Genomic DNA, 13810 nt, shown 5'->3' with positions numbered 1-13810 from the left:
CGCGGCCAGCGCTTCGCCGCGCGGTCTAGTCCGTCGGCTCGGCCGGTTCCCAAAGCTCGATCGGGTTTCCCTCGGGATCATGGATCCGCGCGAACCTTCCAAGCCCCTGCGAATCCCATTCTTCCTTGACGATGACCTCCACGCCCTTCGCATTGAGCTGTTCGAGCACGCTGTCCATGTCGCGGACGCGCAGGTTGAGCATCACTTGCTTCTCGGCTTCGAAATAGTCGCAATCGAGCGTCTGGAAGTTGAATTCGACCGGACCGGGCTCGGGATGCCAATAGCCGTCCTTCTCGCCGCCCTCGCCGCAACCGTCGCCGACGCCCAGCATCTCGCGATACCATGCCTCGAGTCCCTCGGTATCGCGTGCTCGAAAGAACAGTCCGCCAATTCCGATCACCGGCATGATGGTTTCCTTCTCAGGCGGCCTCGGCGACGTCCTCACCCGCCGCAGCCTCGAGCATGCGCCGTTCGATCGTCTTGAGCCGCGTCGTAGCAGTGATCTTATCCCCAAGCAGATCGGTCAAGTAAAAGGTATCGACCGCGCGCTCGCCATAAGTCGCGACATGCGCCGAATGGATCGTCACCTTGGACTGGAACAGCCCATAGGCAAGATGGCAGAGCAAAGCCGGCCGGTCGCGGGCATTGACTTCGATCACGGTGAACCGGTTCGACGCGCCATTGTCGATGAACACATTGGGCTCGATCGAAAATGCTTCGGCCCGCGTCCGCGAAAGCGGCTTGGTTCGCAGCCGCTCCTGCAGCTTGCCGCGATTGGCCAGCGCATCGGCGATCCCGGTCTTGATCCGGTTGAGCCGCGCCTCCTCGTCGAACGGCCGCCCCAGCGGGTCCTGGATCAGGAAATTGTCGAGCGCCATGCCGTCGCGCGTGGTGTGGATCCGCGCGTCGATGATGTTGCCACCGGCGACGTGGATCGCGCCGGCGATCCGATAGAACAGCCCGGGATGGTCGGCGGCATAGACCGTCACCAGCGTCGCGCCGCGATCGGGATAGACCTGCGCCTCGATCGAAAGCTGCGCGTCGCCCGCGGCGTCGATCGTCCGCACGTTCCGCTCGAGCACGTCTCCCGGCTCGGCGATCCAATAGCTTTCGGGCAGCCGCTTGATCAGCGCCACCATCCGCGGTTCGGGCCAGCCCAGCGCCTGCGCCAGCGCCTCCTGCTTGGCCTGGATCCGCTCGCCCCGGCCCTTCTGCTTGTGCCCGAGCCGCAGCACTTCCTCGGCCAATTCGAACAGAGTGCCGAGCAGCTGGCGCTTCCAGCCGTTCCACACGCCGGGCCCCACTGCGCGAATGTCGACGATGGTCAGCACCAGCAGCAGGCGCAGCCGCTCGACGCTCTGCACCTGCGCGCCGAAATCGAGGATCGTCTTGAAGTCCGAAAGGTCGCGCTTGAACGCGGTCGCCGACATCAGCAGATGCCAGCGCACCAGCCATGCCACCATCTCGGTCTCGCCCGCGCTCAGCCCGAAGCGTGGACATAGCCGCTCGGCGATCTCGGCGCCCAGCACCGAATGATCGCCGCCGCGCCCCTTGGCGATGTCGTGGAGCAGCACCGCGACGTAGAGCGTCCGGCGCGACGCGATCTGCTTGAAGATCCCCGTCGCCAGGGGATGGTCTTCCTTCAGCTCGCCGCGCTCGATCCGGCTCAACAGCCCGAGCGCGCGGATCGAATGCTCGTCGACGGTATAATGGTGATACATGTCGAACTGCATCTGCGCGACGACGCGGCCGAAATCGGGCACGAACCGGCCGAACACGCCTGCCTCGTTCATCCAGCGCAGCACCGTCTCGGGGTTGCGGGGGCTCGTCAGCACGTCGAGAAACAGCGCGTTGGCGCGGGGATCGTCGCGCACGTCGTCGACCAGCTTGGCGTCGCGCGCCGCCGCCCGCATTGCCAGCGGATGAACCTCCAGCGCGTGCAGGTCGGCAAGCTGGAACAGCTCGATCAGCCGCACCGGATCTTCCGAAAAGAAATCGTCGCGGGGCAGCGCCAGGCGACCGCGATCGAGGACGAAGCCTTTCAACTTTCTCGGCTTCTTGAACAGCGTCGGCAGCCCGAAGCGCGATCCGCGCGCCGCGAACTTCTCGTCCAGATGGGCGAGGAAAACGCCGGTCAGGTCCCCCACCACCTTCGCCTGGAGGAAGTAGAAGCGCATGAAGCGCTCGACCTTCGACATGCCGGGGCGATCGGCATAGCGCATCCGCTCGGCCAGCTCGCGCTGGACATCGAAGGTCAGCCTATCCTCGGCGCGGTTGGTGATCAGGTGCAAATGGCAGCGCACCGCCCAGAGGAAATTCTCGGCGCGGCGGAACTGGCGATATTCGAGCTTGGTCAGCAGCCCCTTGTCCACCAGCTCGGCGGTCTCGCGCACGCCATAGGCATATTTGCCGATCCAGAAGAGCGTATGCAGGTCGCGCAGCCCGCCCTTGCCCTCCTTGACGTTGGGCTCGACGACATAGCGGCTGTCGCCCATCCGCTTGTGCCGCGCCTCGCGCTCCTCGAGCTTCTGCGCGATGAAGGTGCGCGCAGTATCGTCCTGCACCTCGGCCTTGAAGCGCCGCGCCGCCTCGTCATACAGCTCGGTGTCGCCCCATACATAGCGCGCCTCGAGCAGCGCGGTGCGCACCGTCACATCGGCCTTGGATTCGCGCACCATCTCGTCGAGCGAGCGCGACGAATGGCCGATCTTCAGCCGCATGTCCCACAGCGCATACAGCATCGATTCGATCACCTGCTCGCTCCAGGGCGAGACCTTCCATGGCGTCAGGAAGCCGATGTCGATGTCCGAATGCGGCGCCATCTCGCCGCGGCCATAGCCGCCCACTGCGATCAGCGTCATCCGCTCGCCGGCACTGGGATTGGGGTTGGGATGCAGCCGCTCGACCGTGAAGTCCCACAGCAGCCGCAGCAGCTGGTCGGTGAGGAACGCCCCCGCCGCCGCGACTTCGAGCCCGCGCGAGGGATGTTCGGCCAGCCGCCGCGCGATCTCGATGCGCCCGCTGTCGAGCGCCGCCTTCAATTCCACCGTCGCTGCCTGGCGCAACTTCGCGGTGTCGGACAGCGCCAGCGCGGCGAGGCGCTCGGCCACGGCGCGGCGATCGATGATCGCGCGGCGATTGGGGACGGAATCGAAGCGACCGGACATGCCCAGCGAGATAGGGCGTCCGGCCGCCCCCGTCACCCCGCTTGCTGCGGCGCCATCCGGGCGATCTCGGCATGCAGTGCGTCGATCTTGGCATGGAGCAGGTCGATCTGCGCCTCGGCACGGGTATTGGTCTCGTAATCGAGCCGCGCCTCGAACCGATCCTTCGCCGCCTGGCGGTTCTGGCTCATCATGATGATCGGGGCCTGCAGCGCGGCGAGCATCGACAGCATCAGGTTGAGAAAGATGAAGGGAAAGGGATCGAAGGCGTGCCGCGCCAGCACCACGGTGTTGAGCACCGCCCAGGCGGCGAGGAACACCCCGAAGCCAATGATGAAGCCCCACGAGCCGCCCACCGCGGCGACGCGATCGGCAAGGCGTTCGCCGACGCTCAGCCGCGCGTCGAACAGCGAATGGGGATCGCGGCCTGCGCCCAGGCGGCGCAGATCGGCTAGAAAACGGATGGCTGCGTTCATAAAAACCTCACTGCCGACCGGGCCGTTCGCGGCCGGGCGCAGTGAGCAGCTCAGCTCAGCGCGAGGCCTCGAACGGCACGGTCAATCGACTTTGATCGTTGCTGGACATGACCCTTCTCGGGACGCTCGAGGGATGGCCGCGCGCCGTGCGCGTCCAGGGGAGCAAATGGGAGCGCAAGCCGCGAGGGTCAAATGAAAAAGCCGTCATCTCCCGGCTCCGTGCGGGAGGGGGAATGCCCAGGCGAGTGCGCTCACCCAGCCAGCGGCGTCGGCCTGCCGTCGCGGTCTACCGCGACCATGGTGAACATTGCCGTCGCAGACTGGCGCCGCGCGCCGTTCATCAGGTCTTCGGCCCATAGCTCCACGGCCACCCGCAGCGAGGTTCGCCCGACCCTCTGCACCCGAGCGGCAAGCTCGACCATCTCGCCCGATCGGATCGGCGAGGCGAAGTCGATCCGGTCCGATGCGGCCATCACCATCACCGCGCGGGCATGCCGCGAGGCCGCGATAAACGCCGCCTTGCCCATCATCTTGAGCCCGTCGCCGCCATAGAGCGTGCCATAATGGTTGGTCTGCGGCGGAAACACCATTTCGGCCATGCGCAGCACGCCATCCGGGAGCGGTTCGGCGCGCTCCACCGGCAGCGGCGGCAAGGGCAGCCGCGTGTCGGGGCCCTTGACCGCGACGAGCGTGAACTGCCCGCGCGTGCACAGGCGCCGCTCGCCCGAAACCGGCCCCTCTGCGACCAGCTCCACTTCGACGTCGACCGAGCGGGTGCCGACGCGCACCACCCGCCCGGTCGCCTCGACCATGTCGCCCGCGCGGGCCGGTGCCGCGAAGTCGATCTTCTGGGATGCCGCAGTGACGAACGGTGCGCGGCCATGCCGCGTCGCCGCGAGGAACGCCACCTTGTCCATATGCGCCAGCGCTACGCCGCCGAACAGCGTGCCGTGGTGATTGGTGTCGCCGGGAAACACCATGTCGATCAGGCGGACCACGCCGCCGGTGTCAAACTCTGCCATCTTCGCCCTCGCTTGGGCGGGATGGGCAGGCGCACGCGCCCGGCCTCCGGCAAGCGCCGGGCACGACAGGGCAAGCGGCCGAACCGGGCACCCCGCCGGTGGTCGTTGCGTCGCAGGCAGGTCTCCTGGCTCGCGGATCGACGCAAGCGGTCTGGCCTTCCCGGCGTTTCCGCCAGTGGCACGCATCGACCGCCGCTAGCCGCTTACAGTTGCGGGGGCAGCGCCGGCATCGCACCGGCTTCCCGTCTTAGCTCCGGCGCACACCGGAGAACCTCGACGGCGCCCGCCATTCCCGCTGCCCGGCGCGCCGTCAAGGCCACGCCGGGCGAAAGCCTCAGTCCGGCGCCTTCGCCACGCCGACCAGCGCCGGGCGCAGCAGGCGGTCCTTGATCATGTACCCGGTCTGGATTTCCTGGACGACGGTGCCCGGCGCGGCGTCGGCGCTCGGCACTTCCATCATCGCCTGGTGGCGATTGGGGTCGAGCGCTTCGCCCACCGCGACGATCTTCGAGATGCCGTGGCGGGCAAACACCGAATCGATCTCGCGGCCGGTGGCGTCGAGCCCGGTGACCAGCCCCTTGAGCTTGTCGTCGGCCCGCAGCTCGGCCGGGATCGCCTGGAGCGCGCGGGCGAGATTGTCGGCGACCGACAGGATGTCGCGGGCAAAGCTGGTCGCGGCATAGGCGCGGGCGTCCTGCGCTTCCTTCTCGGCGCGGCGGCGGACGTTCTGCGTCTCGGCCTGGGCATACATGACGGCGGCCTGCGCCTCCGCAAGCCGGTTCTCCAGCTCGGCCGCGCGATCGTGCTCGGCGACCTCGGGAGCGGCCTCGGCGGTTTCCTCGCGCAGCGTGTCCGCTTCGTTGACGTTCGCGGCTTCGTTGTTGGGTTCTTCGGTCATAATTTCCTGTTTCGTATCTTGTCAGACGAGCGATCCGGCTCTCGCCTCAGGCGAGCAACCGGGCCAGCGTGGCCGCCGTGAAATCCACCATGGGGACGACCCGCGCATAGTTCAACCGAGTCGGGCCGATCACCCCCACCACGCCGACGACGCGCCCGTCGAGCGCGCGGACCGGCTTGGCGATCACCGACGAACCGGACAACGCAAACAGCTTGTTCTCCGATCCGATGAACACGCGCGTCGCCTCGCCGTCGCGCGCGCTGTCGAGCAGTCGGGCGATTTCCTCCTTGCCCTCGAGCTCGTCGAGCAGCTGGCGGACGCGGTCGAGATCCTCGGTCGCGGTCGCGTCGATCAGCCTGGCCTGGCCGCGCACGATCAGCACCGGGCGGCGGTCGCCATCCTCGCTCCACACCGCCAGCCCGCGCTCGACCAGCGTCGCCGCGGCGCTGTCCAGCGCGCTGCGATGCTGCTTGAGGTCGCGCTCGATCCGCACCCGCGCCTCGCTCAGCGTCAGCCCGGCGAGCGTCGCGCTCATATAATTCGCCGCCATCTGCAGCGCGTGCGGATCGATCCCGCCGGGCAGATGGATCACCCGGTTTTCGACCGATCCGTCCGCGCCGACGAGCACCGCCAGCGCGCGATCCTGGCTCAGCGGCACGAACCCGACCTGGCGCAGCACCGGCTCGTGCTTGGGAACCAGCACCAGCCCGGCGCAGGCCGACAGCCCCGAAAGCGCCGCGGTGGTGTTGGCGAGTGCTTCCTCCACCGGCCCGTTGCCGCCCGCCCGCGCCTCGATCGCGGCGCGTTCCTCGGCCGAGGGGGCATTGGACTGCATCATCCCGTCGACGAACAGGCGCAGCCCGGTATCGGTCGGCATCCGCCCCGCGCTGGTATGCGGCGCGGCGAGCAGCCCGAGCTCCTCGAGGTCCTGCATCACGTTGCGGATCGAGGCGGGGGACAGGTTGAGCCCCGAAATCTGCGAGATCGTCCGCGATCCCACCGGCGTGCCGGTATCGAGATAGGATTCGACGACGATGCGGAAGACGTCGCGCGCGCGATCGGTAAGTTCATGGATCGGCGGCGTGGACATCGCTCCTATGTAGCGCGCCGCGCCGCAGCCTCAACCTCTACCCTCTCCCGCCTGCGGGAGAGGGTGGCGAGCGCAGCGAAGCCGGCTGAGGGGTCAGAAGGGCCGCGGGCGACACGCGCGTTGCCACCCACACACCCTCCCCCTTCCGCCGCTACGCGGCTACCTCGCTCTCCCGCAGGCAGGGAGGTTTAAGGCCGCGGCCCGATCAACGCCGCGATCGGCAGCAGCTCCGCCGCGCCGCCCAGCGCGTCCGCCATCGCGGCATTGTCGCGCCGGCAGCCATAATAGAAATGCAGCTTCTGAGCGTCGCCGATCGCGCGGGTCCAGCGCACCTCGACGCTCGGCATGTCGGTCGGCGCGTTGCCGCAATTGGGCGTGCCCATGTCGTAGCGCACCTCGCCGGTGGCAGGCCGATAGGGCTCGAGCCGCGCCGCGAACGCGTCATACTCCGCCTTGCTCAGCGTGAACTTCCGCTCGCCGGTCACCGCGGTGAAGCGCTTGCCTTCGAACACGCCGGTGCCGTCGGGACGCACCATCACCGCATAGACCGGGCAGCGCCCAAAGCACGGGCCGGTCTCATAGGTGATCGAAATCGGCTTCGATCGGCCGTGCGACATCGGGCCGCTCGGGCGCCACGCAGCCTGCCAGCGCCAATGCCGCCACGCCTGCCATCGCCAAACGCATATCCATCATAGTCTCCCCTCGGATCATCGGCGCGCACTGGCGCGTTCGCATGTCACGGTCTAGGTGGCCTTTCCAACCTTGCAGGAGACTGAAGCAGATGCGCCCATCCGGCCGCGCCCCCGACGAAATGCGCAGCATCACGATCGAGCCCAACTTCACCCGCCATGCGGAAGGTTCGGTGCTGATCGGCTTTGGCGACACCCGCGTGCTGGTCACCGCGAGTATCGAAGAGCGGATTCCGCCCTGGCTGCGCGGCAAGGGCGAAGGCTGGGTCACTGCCGAATATGGCATGCTCCCCCGCGCGACGCACACCCGCGGCGCGCGCGAAGCGGCCAAGGGCAAGCAATCGGGCCGCACGCAGGAAATCCAGCGGCTGATCGGCCGCTCGCTGCGCGCCGTCACCGACTTGAAGCTGCTCGGCGAACGCCAGATCACCCTCGATTGCGACGTGATCCAGGCCGATGGCGGCACGCGCACCGCGGCGATCTCGGGCGCCTGGGTCGCGCTGCGTATCGCCACCGACAAGCTGCTCAAGTCCGGCCAGCTCGAAAAGGACCCGATCCTCACCCAGGTCGCGGCGGTCTCGTGCGGCATCTATCAGGGCAATCCGGTGCTCGACCTCGATTATGACGAGGATTCGAACGCCGATGCCGACGCCAATTTCGTCCTGCTTGCCGATGGCAAGATCGCCGAGGCGCAGGCGACCGCCGAAGGCGCGACCTATGACGAGGAGGGCCTGCTCCGCCTGCTCCGCCTTGCGCGCATCGGGTGCAACCAGATCTTCGCCGCGCAGTTGAAGGCGGTGCAATGAGCGGTGAAGGCGACACGCCCCAGGCAATCCGCAAGCTGAAGCCCGGCAAGCTGGTCATCGCCAGCCACAATCCCGGCAAGGTGCGCGAGATCAAGGCGCTGCTCGGTCCCTATGGGATCGAGCCCGTCTCGGCCGCCGAGCTCGATCTTCCCGAGCCCGAGGAAACGGGGACCACCTTCGTCGCCAACGCCGAATTGAAGGCCCTCCAGGCCGCAGATCTCTCCGGCCTCCCTGCGCTTTCCGACGATAGCGGCCTGTGCGTCGAGGCGCTGAACGGCGATCCGGGGATCTTCTCGGCGCGCTGGGCCGGTGAGACCAAGGACTTCGCCATCGCGATGCAGCGCGTCGAAGACAGGCTTGCTGCGCTCCCGCCCGAAACCGGCCGCGACGCGCATTTCGTGTGCGCGCTCGCGCTCGCCTGGCCCGATGGCCATGTCGAATGGTTCGAGGGCCGCGCCGACGGCACGCTGGTCTGGCCGCCGCGCGGCGCCCGCGGCTTCGGCTACGATCCGATGTTCGTGCCCCACGGCCACGACGTCACCTATGGCGAGATGGATCCCGAGGCCAAGCACGCGATGAGCCACCGCGCAGACGCCTTCCGCCAGCTCGTCGCGGCAGTATTCTGAAGCGGCGAATCGTATCATCGGATACTTTCTCGCCTACATAGCCTTGAGGTCGTAACGGCACGGGAGCATAGCGCGCGCATGAAGAACATGATGACGTCGCTGACGCAGGCGTTCGAGGCGCAGTTGCTCGCAGGGGCGCTGCCGGGAGAGTTGGAAGGTTTTGACGAGGCCGAGCGCGCGGAAGCCGCCGGGTTCGTCGCCGAGACTGCGGGTGTCCGGCCGCCGGGCACCGCGCAGATCCGGCTCGAGACCTATCTCGACGAGGAGCGCCGCCGGATGCGGCTCGCGGTCGTCAATGACGACATGCCTTTCCTGGTCGATTCGATCGCCGGCGCGCTCGCCGCGCACGATCTTGCCATCCACCGCATCCTCCACCCCGTCATCGCCGTCGCGCGCAATGCCGAGGGCAAGCTCGAATTGATCGGGACCGAGGGCGGCGGCCGCCGCGAATCGATGGTCTATGTCGAAGTCGAACGCGGCGACGCGAAGACCCGCCGCGCGCTGGTCGCCGAGCTCGAACGCACGCTCGATCAGGTCCGCGACTGCGTCGAGGATTGGCGCGCGCTGCAGACGGCGATCGCCGCCGACGCCGCCTCGATCCACTCGAAGGAAGGCGCCAAGCTGCTGCGCTGGTTCCACGACGGCGCGATGACGCTGCTCGCGCATGAGAAGTGGCGGCCCTACGGCACCACCACCGAGCAGCTTGGCCTTGCCCGCTACACGCTCGAAGCGCCGATTCTGGCCGAGCCTTCGCGCCAAGCCGCGCTCGATCATTTCCGCAAGGGCGGCGAGGCGCCGTTGCTGCTCAAGTCCAATTCGATCTCGCCGGTGCATCGCCGAGTGCCGCTCGACATCGCGGTCGTGCCGATCATCACCGGCAGCGACGTCACCGGCCTGTCGATCCACGCCGGGCTGTGGACCAGCGCCGCGCTGTTCGCCGCGCCCGACGAGGTCCCGATGCTGCGCGCCCGCCTCGAAGGGCTCGAACGCAAGTTCGGCTTCGACCCCAAGGGGCATACCGGCAAGGCGATGGCGCATGCGCTCGCCGGCCTGCCGCACGACCTCACCACCGCCTTCGATGCGGACTCGCTCGAAAAGCTCGTGCTCACCGCGATGTCGGTCGCCGATCGCCCGCGCTCGAAGCTCGTCCTCGTCCGCTCGCCACTCGGCCGCCATCTCTTCGCTTTCGTCTGGCTGCCGCGCGACGAAGTCTCGACCGGCCGCCGCGAGGCAATCGGCGCGATGCTCGCCGAGGATTCGGGCGCGCGGATCATCAACTGGTCGATTGCGCTCGAAGACGGCGTCGTAGCGCTGCTGCGCTACACGCTCGATCTGCGCGGCGGCGCGACCATGCCCGACGAAGCGGCGCTCGATACGCGGCTCGAGCGGATGGTGCGCGGCTGGGTGCCCGCGATCGAGGCGGCGCTGGTCGAACAGGCCGGCGGCGCCGCGACGCGGCTCGCGCTGCGCTTCGCCCATGCCTTCCCCGCCACCTATCGCGCCACCTCGACTCCCGAGGAGGCGGCGCGCGACATCCTGCGCATCGCCACGCTCGACAGTCCCGGCGCCCGCTCGGTGCGCATCACCCCGACCAGCCGATCGGGCGAATATCGCGTGAAACTCTATGCCCAGGGCGGCGCGCTGGCGCTGTCCGATGCCGTGCCGGTGTTCGAGAATTTCGGCTTCCGGGTGATCGAGGAAGTCCCCACCCAGCTCGCCGGCGGCGCCTTCGTGCATGACTTCGAAGTCTCCGCCGCGCGGCTCGAAGGCGATGTCGCGGTCATCGAACAGGCGATCGCCGAAGTGCTCGAGGGCTCGGCCGAGAACGATCTGTTCAACCGGCTGATCGTCGAAGCCGGCATGCGCCCGGCCTCGGTCGTCCTGTTCCGCGCCTGGTTCCGCTATCTGCGCCAGACCGGGCTCAGCTATGGCATGGCCACCGTGGTCGATGCGCTGCGCCGCGCGCCCAAGGTCGCCGCCGCGCTGATCGAGCGCTTCGAGGCCGCGCACGATCCCGCCCGCACGCGCGACGATGCTGCGATCGATGCCGCCGCGCGCGCGATCGATGCCGGGCTCGACAAGGTTTCGGCGATCGACGACGATCGCATCCTGCGCACGCTGAAAGGCGTCGTGCTGGCCACGCTGCGCACCAATGCCTTTGCGCCCGCCGCGCGCGAGGCGCTGGCGTTCAAGCTCAATTCGGCCAAGGTTCCCGGCCTCCCCGCGCCGCTGCCCTGGCGCGAGATCTGGGTCTACAGCCCCCGCGTGGAGGGCATCCATCTGCGCGCCGGCCCCGTCGCGCGCGGCGGGCTGCGCTGGTCCGATCGCCGCGACGACTTCCGCACCGAGATTCTCGGGCTGATGAAGGCGCAGCGCGTCAAGAACGCGGTGATCGTCCCCACCGGTGCCAAGGGCGGCTTCTATCCCAAGCTGCTCCCCTCGCCGGCCACCGATCGCGATGCCTGGCTCGCCGAGGGCACCGAAAGCTACCGGATCTTCATCCGCTCGCTGCTCTCGATCACCGACAACATCGTCGGCCCCGATGTCGTCCACCCCGAGGGCGTGACGATCCTCGACGGCGAAGACCCCTATTTCGTCGTCGCCGCCGACAAGGGCACGGCGACCTTCTCCGACGTCGCCAATGCGATCGCGATCGATCGCGGCTTCTGGCTGGGCGACGCCTTCGCCTCGGGCGGGTCGCATGGCTATGATCACAAGGCGATGGGCATCACCGCCAAGGGCGCCTGGGTCTCGGTCCGCCGCCACTTTCTCGAAATGGGCGTCGACATCCAGACCGAGCCGGTCAAGGTCGCCGGCTGCGGCGACATGTCGGGCGACGTGTTCGGCAACGGCATGCTGCTGTCCAAGGCGCTCAAGCTCGTCGCCGCTTTCGATCACCGCCACATCTTCCTCGATCCCGATCCCGATCCGGCGAAGAGCTGGGACGAGCGCAACCGCATGTTCGCGCTGCCGAGATCGAGCTGGGCCGACTATAATCCGTCGCTGATTTCGCAGGGCGGCGGCGTGTTCGCGCGCACCGAAAAGTCGATTCCCCTGAGCCCACAGGTCCAGGCGCTGCTCGGCCTGACGGTCAGCGAGATCGATCCCACCAGCCTGATCACCGCGATCCTCAAGGCGCAGGTCGATCTGCTCTGGTTCGGCGGAATCGGCACCTATGTGAAGGCCGCGAGCGAAAGCCATGGCGATGTCGGCGATCCCGCCAACGATCGCCTGCGCGTCAATGCCGAGCAGCTGCGCGCCAAGGTGCTCGGCGAAGGCGCCAATCTCGGCGTGACTCAGGCCGGGCGCATCGCCTTTGCCAGCCATGGCGGGCGGATCAACACCGACTTCATCGACAATTCGGCCGGCGTCGATTGCTCGGACAACGAGGTCAACATCAAGATCGCGCTCAATCGCGAGATGATCGAGGGTCGCCTGGAATTCGAGGACCGTAACGCCTTCCTCGCCGAGATGACCGACGATGTCGCGCACCTCGTGCTGGAGGATAACCGCCTCCAGACGCTGGCGCTGTCGTTCATGGAGAATGACGGCGCGGTGTCGCTGCCTTCCTATGTCCGCGTCATCGAAATCCTCGAAGGCGCCGGACGGCTGGATCGCGCGGTCGAGGGGCTCGCCTCGAACGACGATCTGCTCCGCCGCGCGCAGGAAGGCCGCGGGCTCACGCGGCCCGAACTCGCCGTGCTCCTTGCCTCGTCCAAGCTTGCGCTCCAGGACGCGATCGAGGCCGGCCATCTCGGCCAGGACCCCGAGCTCGAAAGCGATCTCCGCGCCGCCTTCCCGCACGCGATGCAGCAACGCTTCGGCAAGGCGATCGACGAGCATCGCCTGCGCAACGAAATCGTCGCCACCAAGCTCGCCAATCGCGTGATCAACCGGTTGGGCGTCCTCCATCCCTTCGAGCTTGCCGAAGAGGAAGGCGCGGCAATGCGCGACATCGCGGCGATGTTCGTCGTCGCCGAGCGGCTGTTCTGCCTCCCCGCCACCTGGGAAGCGGTCGAAACGGCCGCGATCGGCGAGACCGCGCGGCTTGCGTTGCTCGACGAGATGGCCGTTGCGGTGCGCGGCCAGGTCGCCGATCTGCTGCGCGTCTGCCGTCCCGGCGACAGCCCAGCCGATGTCATCAAGCGGCTCCAGCCCGGCATCGACGCGCTCGATCGCGAGACCAAGGCGCTGCTGCTCGAGGAAGTGAAGACCCAGAGCGGCCGCATCTCCGACAAGCTCGAGACCGCCGGCGCCCCCGCCGATCTCGTCGCCAAGGTCGTCCGCCTGTTCGAGATGGATGGCGCGGTCGGCCTCGCCGAGCTGAGCGCGCGCAAGGGCATCGACGAGACGGTGCTTACCCGCGCCTTCACCCATCTCGGCCAGGCGCTCGGCCTCGATTGGGCCCAGTCGACTGCCGCGCGGATCACCACCGGCGATCCGTGGGAGCGGCTGCTCATCGCCGGGCTAGCGCGCGACTTCCAGCAGCTCCGGCTCGAATTCCTCGGCCGCAGCGACGACAAGGATCCCCAGGCCGTGGTCGATCAGTGGTTGGAAGCGAATGCCTCGCGCGTCGAGCAGTTTGCCAATCTGGTCCGCCGCGCGCGTCAGGCAGCCTCGCCCAACGCTGCGATGCTTGCCCAGATCGCCGGCCAGGCGCGGGTATTGCTCGGAAGATAGAGAAACCCTCTTCGTCACCCCGGCCTCGAGCCGGGGTCCCGCTAACGCCAACCGGAGAAGAAGCGGGATCCCGGCTCAAGGCCGGGATGACGGGGCTTATGCGTGGGGCCGGCGCTCGGCCAAGCCCGCAATGTCAGGCTTCGAGGTCGGCGCGCCGGTCTGGCGTCGTGCGGACGATCATATACATCGCGCCCAGGCAGGCTGCCACGCCGAGCCCGCAAATCATCGCCAGGCCGATATAAAGTGCCGACATCAGTCTCTCCCTCTAATTTCTGCAAATAGACTGCGTAGATTCTTGAAGTTCGGCAAGAAACATTCGTCGCTGCACTGCGGCGCAACTTTGCTGCACGAGCGAACAA

At 67.8% G+C, this 13810-nt stretch carries 10 protein-coding genes and 1 riboswitch; of the genes, 3 read left to right on the top strand and 7 right to left on the bottom strand.

All coding sequences use genetic code 11. The features are described 5' to 3' along the window. Positions 1-25: 25 nt before the first annotated feature. The 7 genes from AB2M62_RS00975 to AB2M62_RS00945 form a co-directional block, all read right to left on the bottom strand. A complete protein-coding gene (locus AB2M62_RS00975; RefSeq protein ID WP_404337034.1) occupies positions 26-406 on the bottom strand; it encodes a VOC family protein in 381 nt (126 codons plus the stop codon). Positions 407-419: 13 nt separating this feature from the next. Further along, the gene (locus tag AB2M62_RS00970) at positions 420-3167 is read right to left on the bottom strand and encodes a [protein-PII] uridylyltransferase (RefSeq protein WP_404337033.1); all 2748 of its coding nucleotides are present in this window, start codon (positions 3165-3167) and stop codon (positions 420-422) included. A gap of 32 nt (positions 3168-3199) precedes the next feature. Further along, positions 3200-3640 carry a DUF1003 domain-containing protein gene (locus AB2M62_RS00965; protein WP_404337031.1) on the bottom strand — a complete coding sequence of 147 codons (441 nt, stop codon included), beginning with the start codon at positions 3638-3640 and terminating at the stop codon, positions 3200-3202. A 251-nt stretch (positions 3641-3891) separates the two neighbouring features. Further along, positions 3892-4662, bottom strand: a complete 771-nt coding sequence (locus AB2M62_RS00960) for an acyl-CoA thioesterase (RefSeq protein WP_404337029.1) — start codon at positions 4660-4662, stop codon at positions 3892-3894. Positions 4663-4759: 97 nt separating this feature from the next. Further along, positions 4760-4953, bottom strand: a riboswitch (cobalamin riboswitch). A 43-nt stretch (positions 4954-4996) separates the two neighbouring features. Then, positions 4997-5560 (bottom strand): nucleotide exchange factor GrpE, encoded by a 564-nt coding sequence (grpE, locus tag AB2M62_RS00955; RefSeq protein WP_404337027.1) that lies wholly within the window; start codon positions 5558-5560, stop codon positions 4997-4999. A 46-nt stretch (positions 5561-5606) separates the two neighbouring features. Further along, positions 5607-6650 (bottom strand): heat-inducible transcriptional repressor HrcA, encoded by a 1044-nt coding sequence (gene hrcA, locus AB2M62_RS00950; protein WP_404337025.1) that lies wholly within the window; start codon positions 6648-6650, stop codon positions 5607-5609. A gap of 188 nt (positions 6651-6838) precedes the next feature. Then, positions 6839-7267, bottom strand: a complete 429-nt coding sequence (locus AB2M62_RS00945) for a DUF6438 domain-containing protein (protein ID WP_404337023.1) — start codon at positions 7265-7267, stop codon at positions 6839-6841. 164 nt (positions 7268-7431) lie between these two features. On the opposite strand from AB2M62_RS00945, the gene rph reads away from it, so the two are divergent. The 3 genes from rph to AB2M62_RS00930 all read left to right on the top strand — a co-directional run bounded on the left by rph (position 7432) and on the right by AB2M62_RS00930 (position 13451). Continuing rightward, positions 7432-8145 (top strand): ribonuclease PH, encoded by a 714-nt coding sequence (rph, locus tag AB2M62_RS00940; protein ID WP_404337021.1) that lies wholly within the window; start codon positions 7432-7434, stop codon positions 8143-8145. Next, entirely contained in the window at positions 8142-8771 is a 630-nt protein-coding gene (rdgB, locus tag AB2M62_RS00935) for an RdgB/HAM1 family non-canonical purine NTP pyrophosphatase (RefSeq protein WP_404337019.1), read from the top strand. Before rph ends, rdgB begins: the two co-directional genes overlap by 4 nt. 78 nt (positions 8772-8849) lie before the next feature. Continuing rightward, the gene (locus AB2M62_RS00930; RefSeq protein ID WP_404337018.1) at positions 8850-13451 is read left to right on the top strand and encodes an NAD-glutamate dehydrogenase; all 4602 of its coding nucleotides are present in this window, start codon (positions 8850-8852) and stop codon (positions 13449-13451) included. Positions 13452-13810: the final 359 nt, after the last annotated feature.

The sequence above is a fragment of the Sphingomonas sp. MMS12-HWE2-04 genome (assembly GCF_044881185.1).
In the GTDB taxonomy this organism is placed as follows: Bacteria; Pseudomonadota; Alphaproteobacteria; order Sphingomonadales; family Sphingomonadaceae; genus Sphingomonas.
The sequence above is the reverse complement of the archived record's forward strand: the minus strand, read 5'-3'. Positions and strand labels throughout refer to the sequence as shown.

Bases quoted from the DNA above. Each gene is read 5' to 3' on its own strand.
- rdgB (WP_404337019.1), top strand. From the start codon at position 8,142: ATGAGCGGTGAAGGCGACACGCCCCAGGCAATCCGCAAGCTGAAGCCC.
- grpE (WP_404337027.1), bottom strand. From the start codon at position 5,560: ATGACCGAAGAACCCAACAACGAAGCCGCGAACGTCAACGAAGCGGAC.
- AB2M62_RS00945 (WP_404337023.1), bottom strand. From the start codon at position 7,267: ATGTCGCACGGCCGATCGAAGCCGATTTCGATCACCTATGAGACCGGC.
- AB2M62_RS00930 (WP_404337018.1), top strand. From the start codon at position 8,850: ATGAAGAACATGATGACGTCGCTGACGCAGGCGTTCGAGGCGCAGTTG.
- AB2M62_RS00965 (WP_404337031.1), bottom strand. From the start codon at position 3,640: ATGAACGCAGCCATCCGTTTTCTAGCCGATCTGCGCCGCCTGGGCGCA.
- AB2M62_RS00970 (WP_404337033.1), bottom strand. From the start codon at position 3,167: ATGTCCGGTCGCTTCGATTCCGTCCCCAATCGCCGCGCGATCATCGAT.
- AB2M62_RS00975 (WP_404337034.1), bottom strand. From the start codon at position 406: ATGCCGGTGATCGGAATTGGCGGACTGTTCTTTCGAGCACGCGATACC.
- hrcA (WP_404337025.1), bottom strand. From the start codon at position 6,650: ATGTCCACGCCGCCGATCCATGAACTTACCGATCGCGCGCGCGACGTC.
- AB2M62_RS00960 (WP_404337029.1), bottom strand. From the start codon at position 4,662: ATGGCAGAGTTTGACACCGGCGGCGTGGTCCGCCTGATCGACATGGTG.
- rph (WP_404337021.1), top strand. From the start codon at position 7,432: ATGCGCCCATCCGGCCGCGCCCCCGACGAAATGCGCAGCATCACGATC.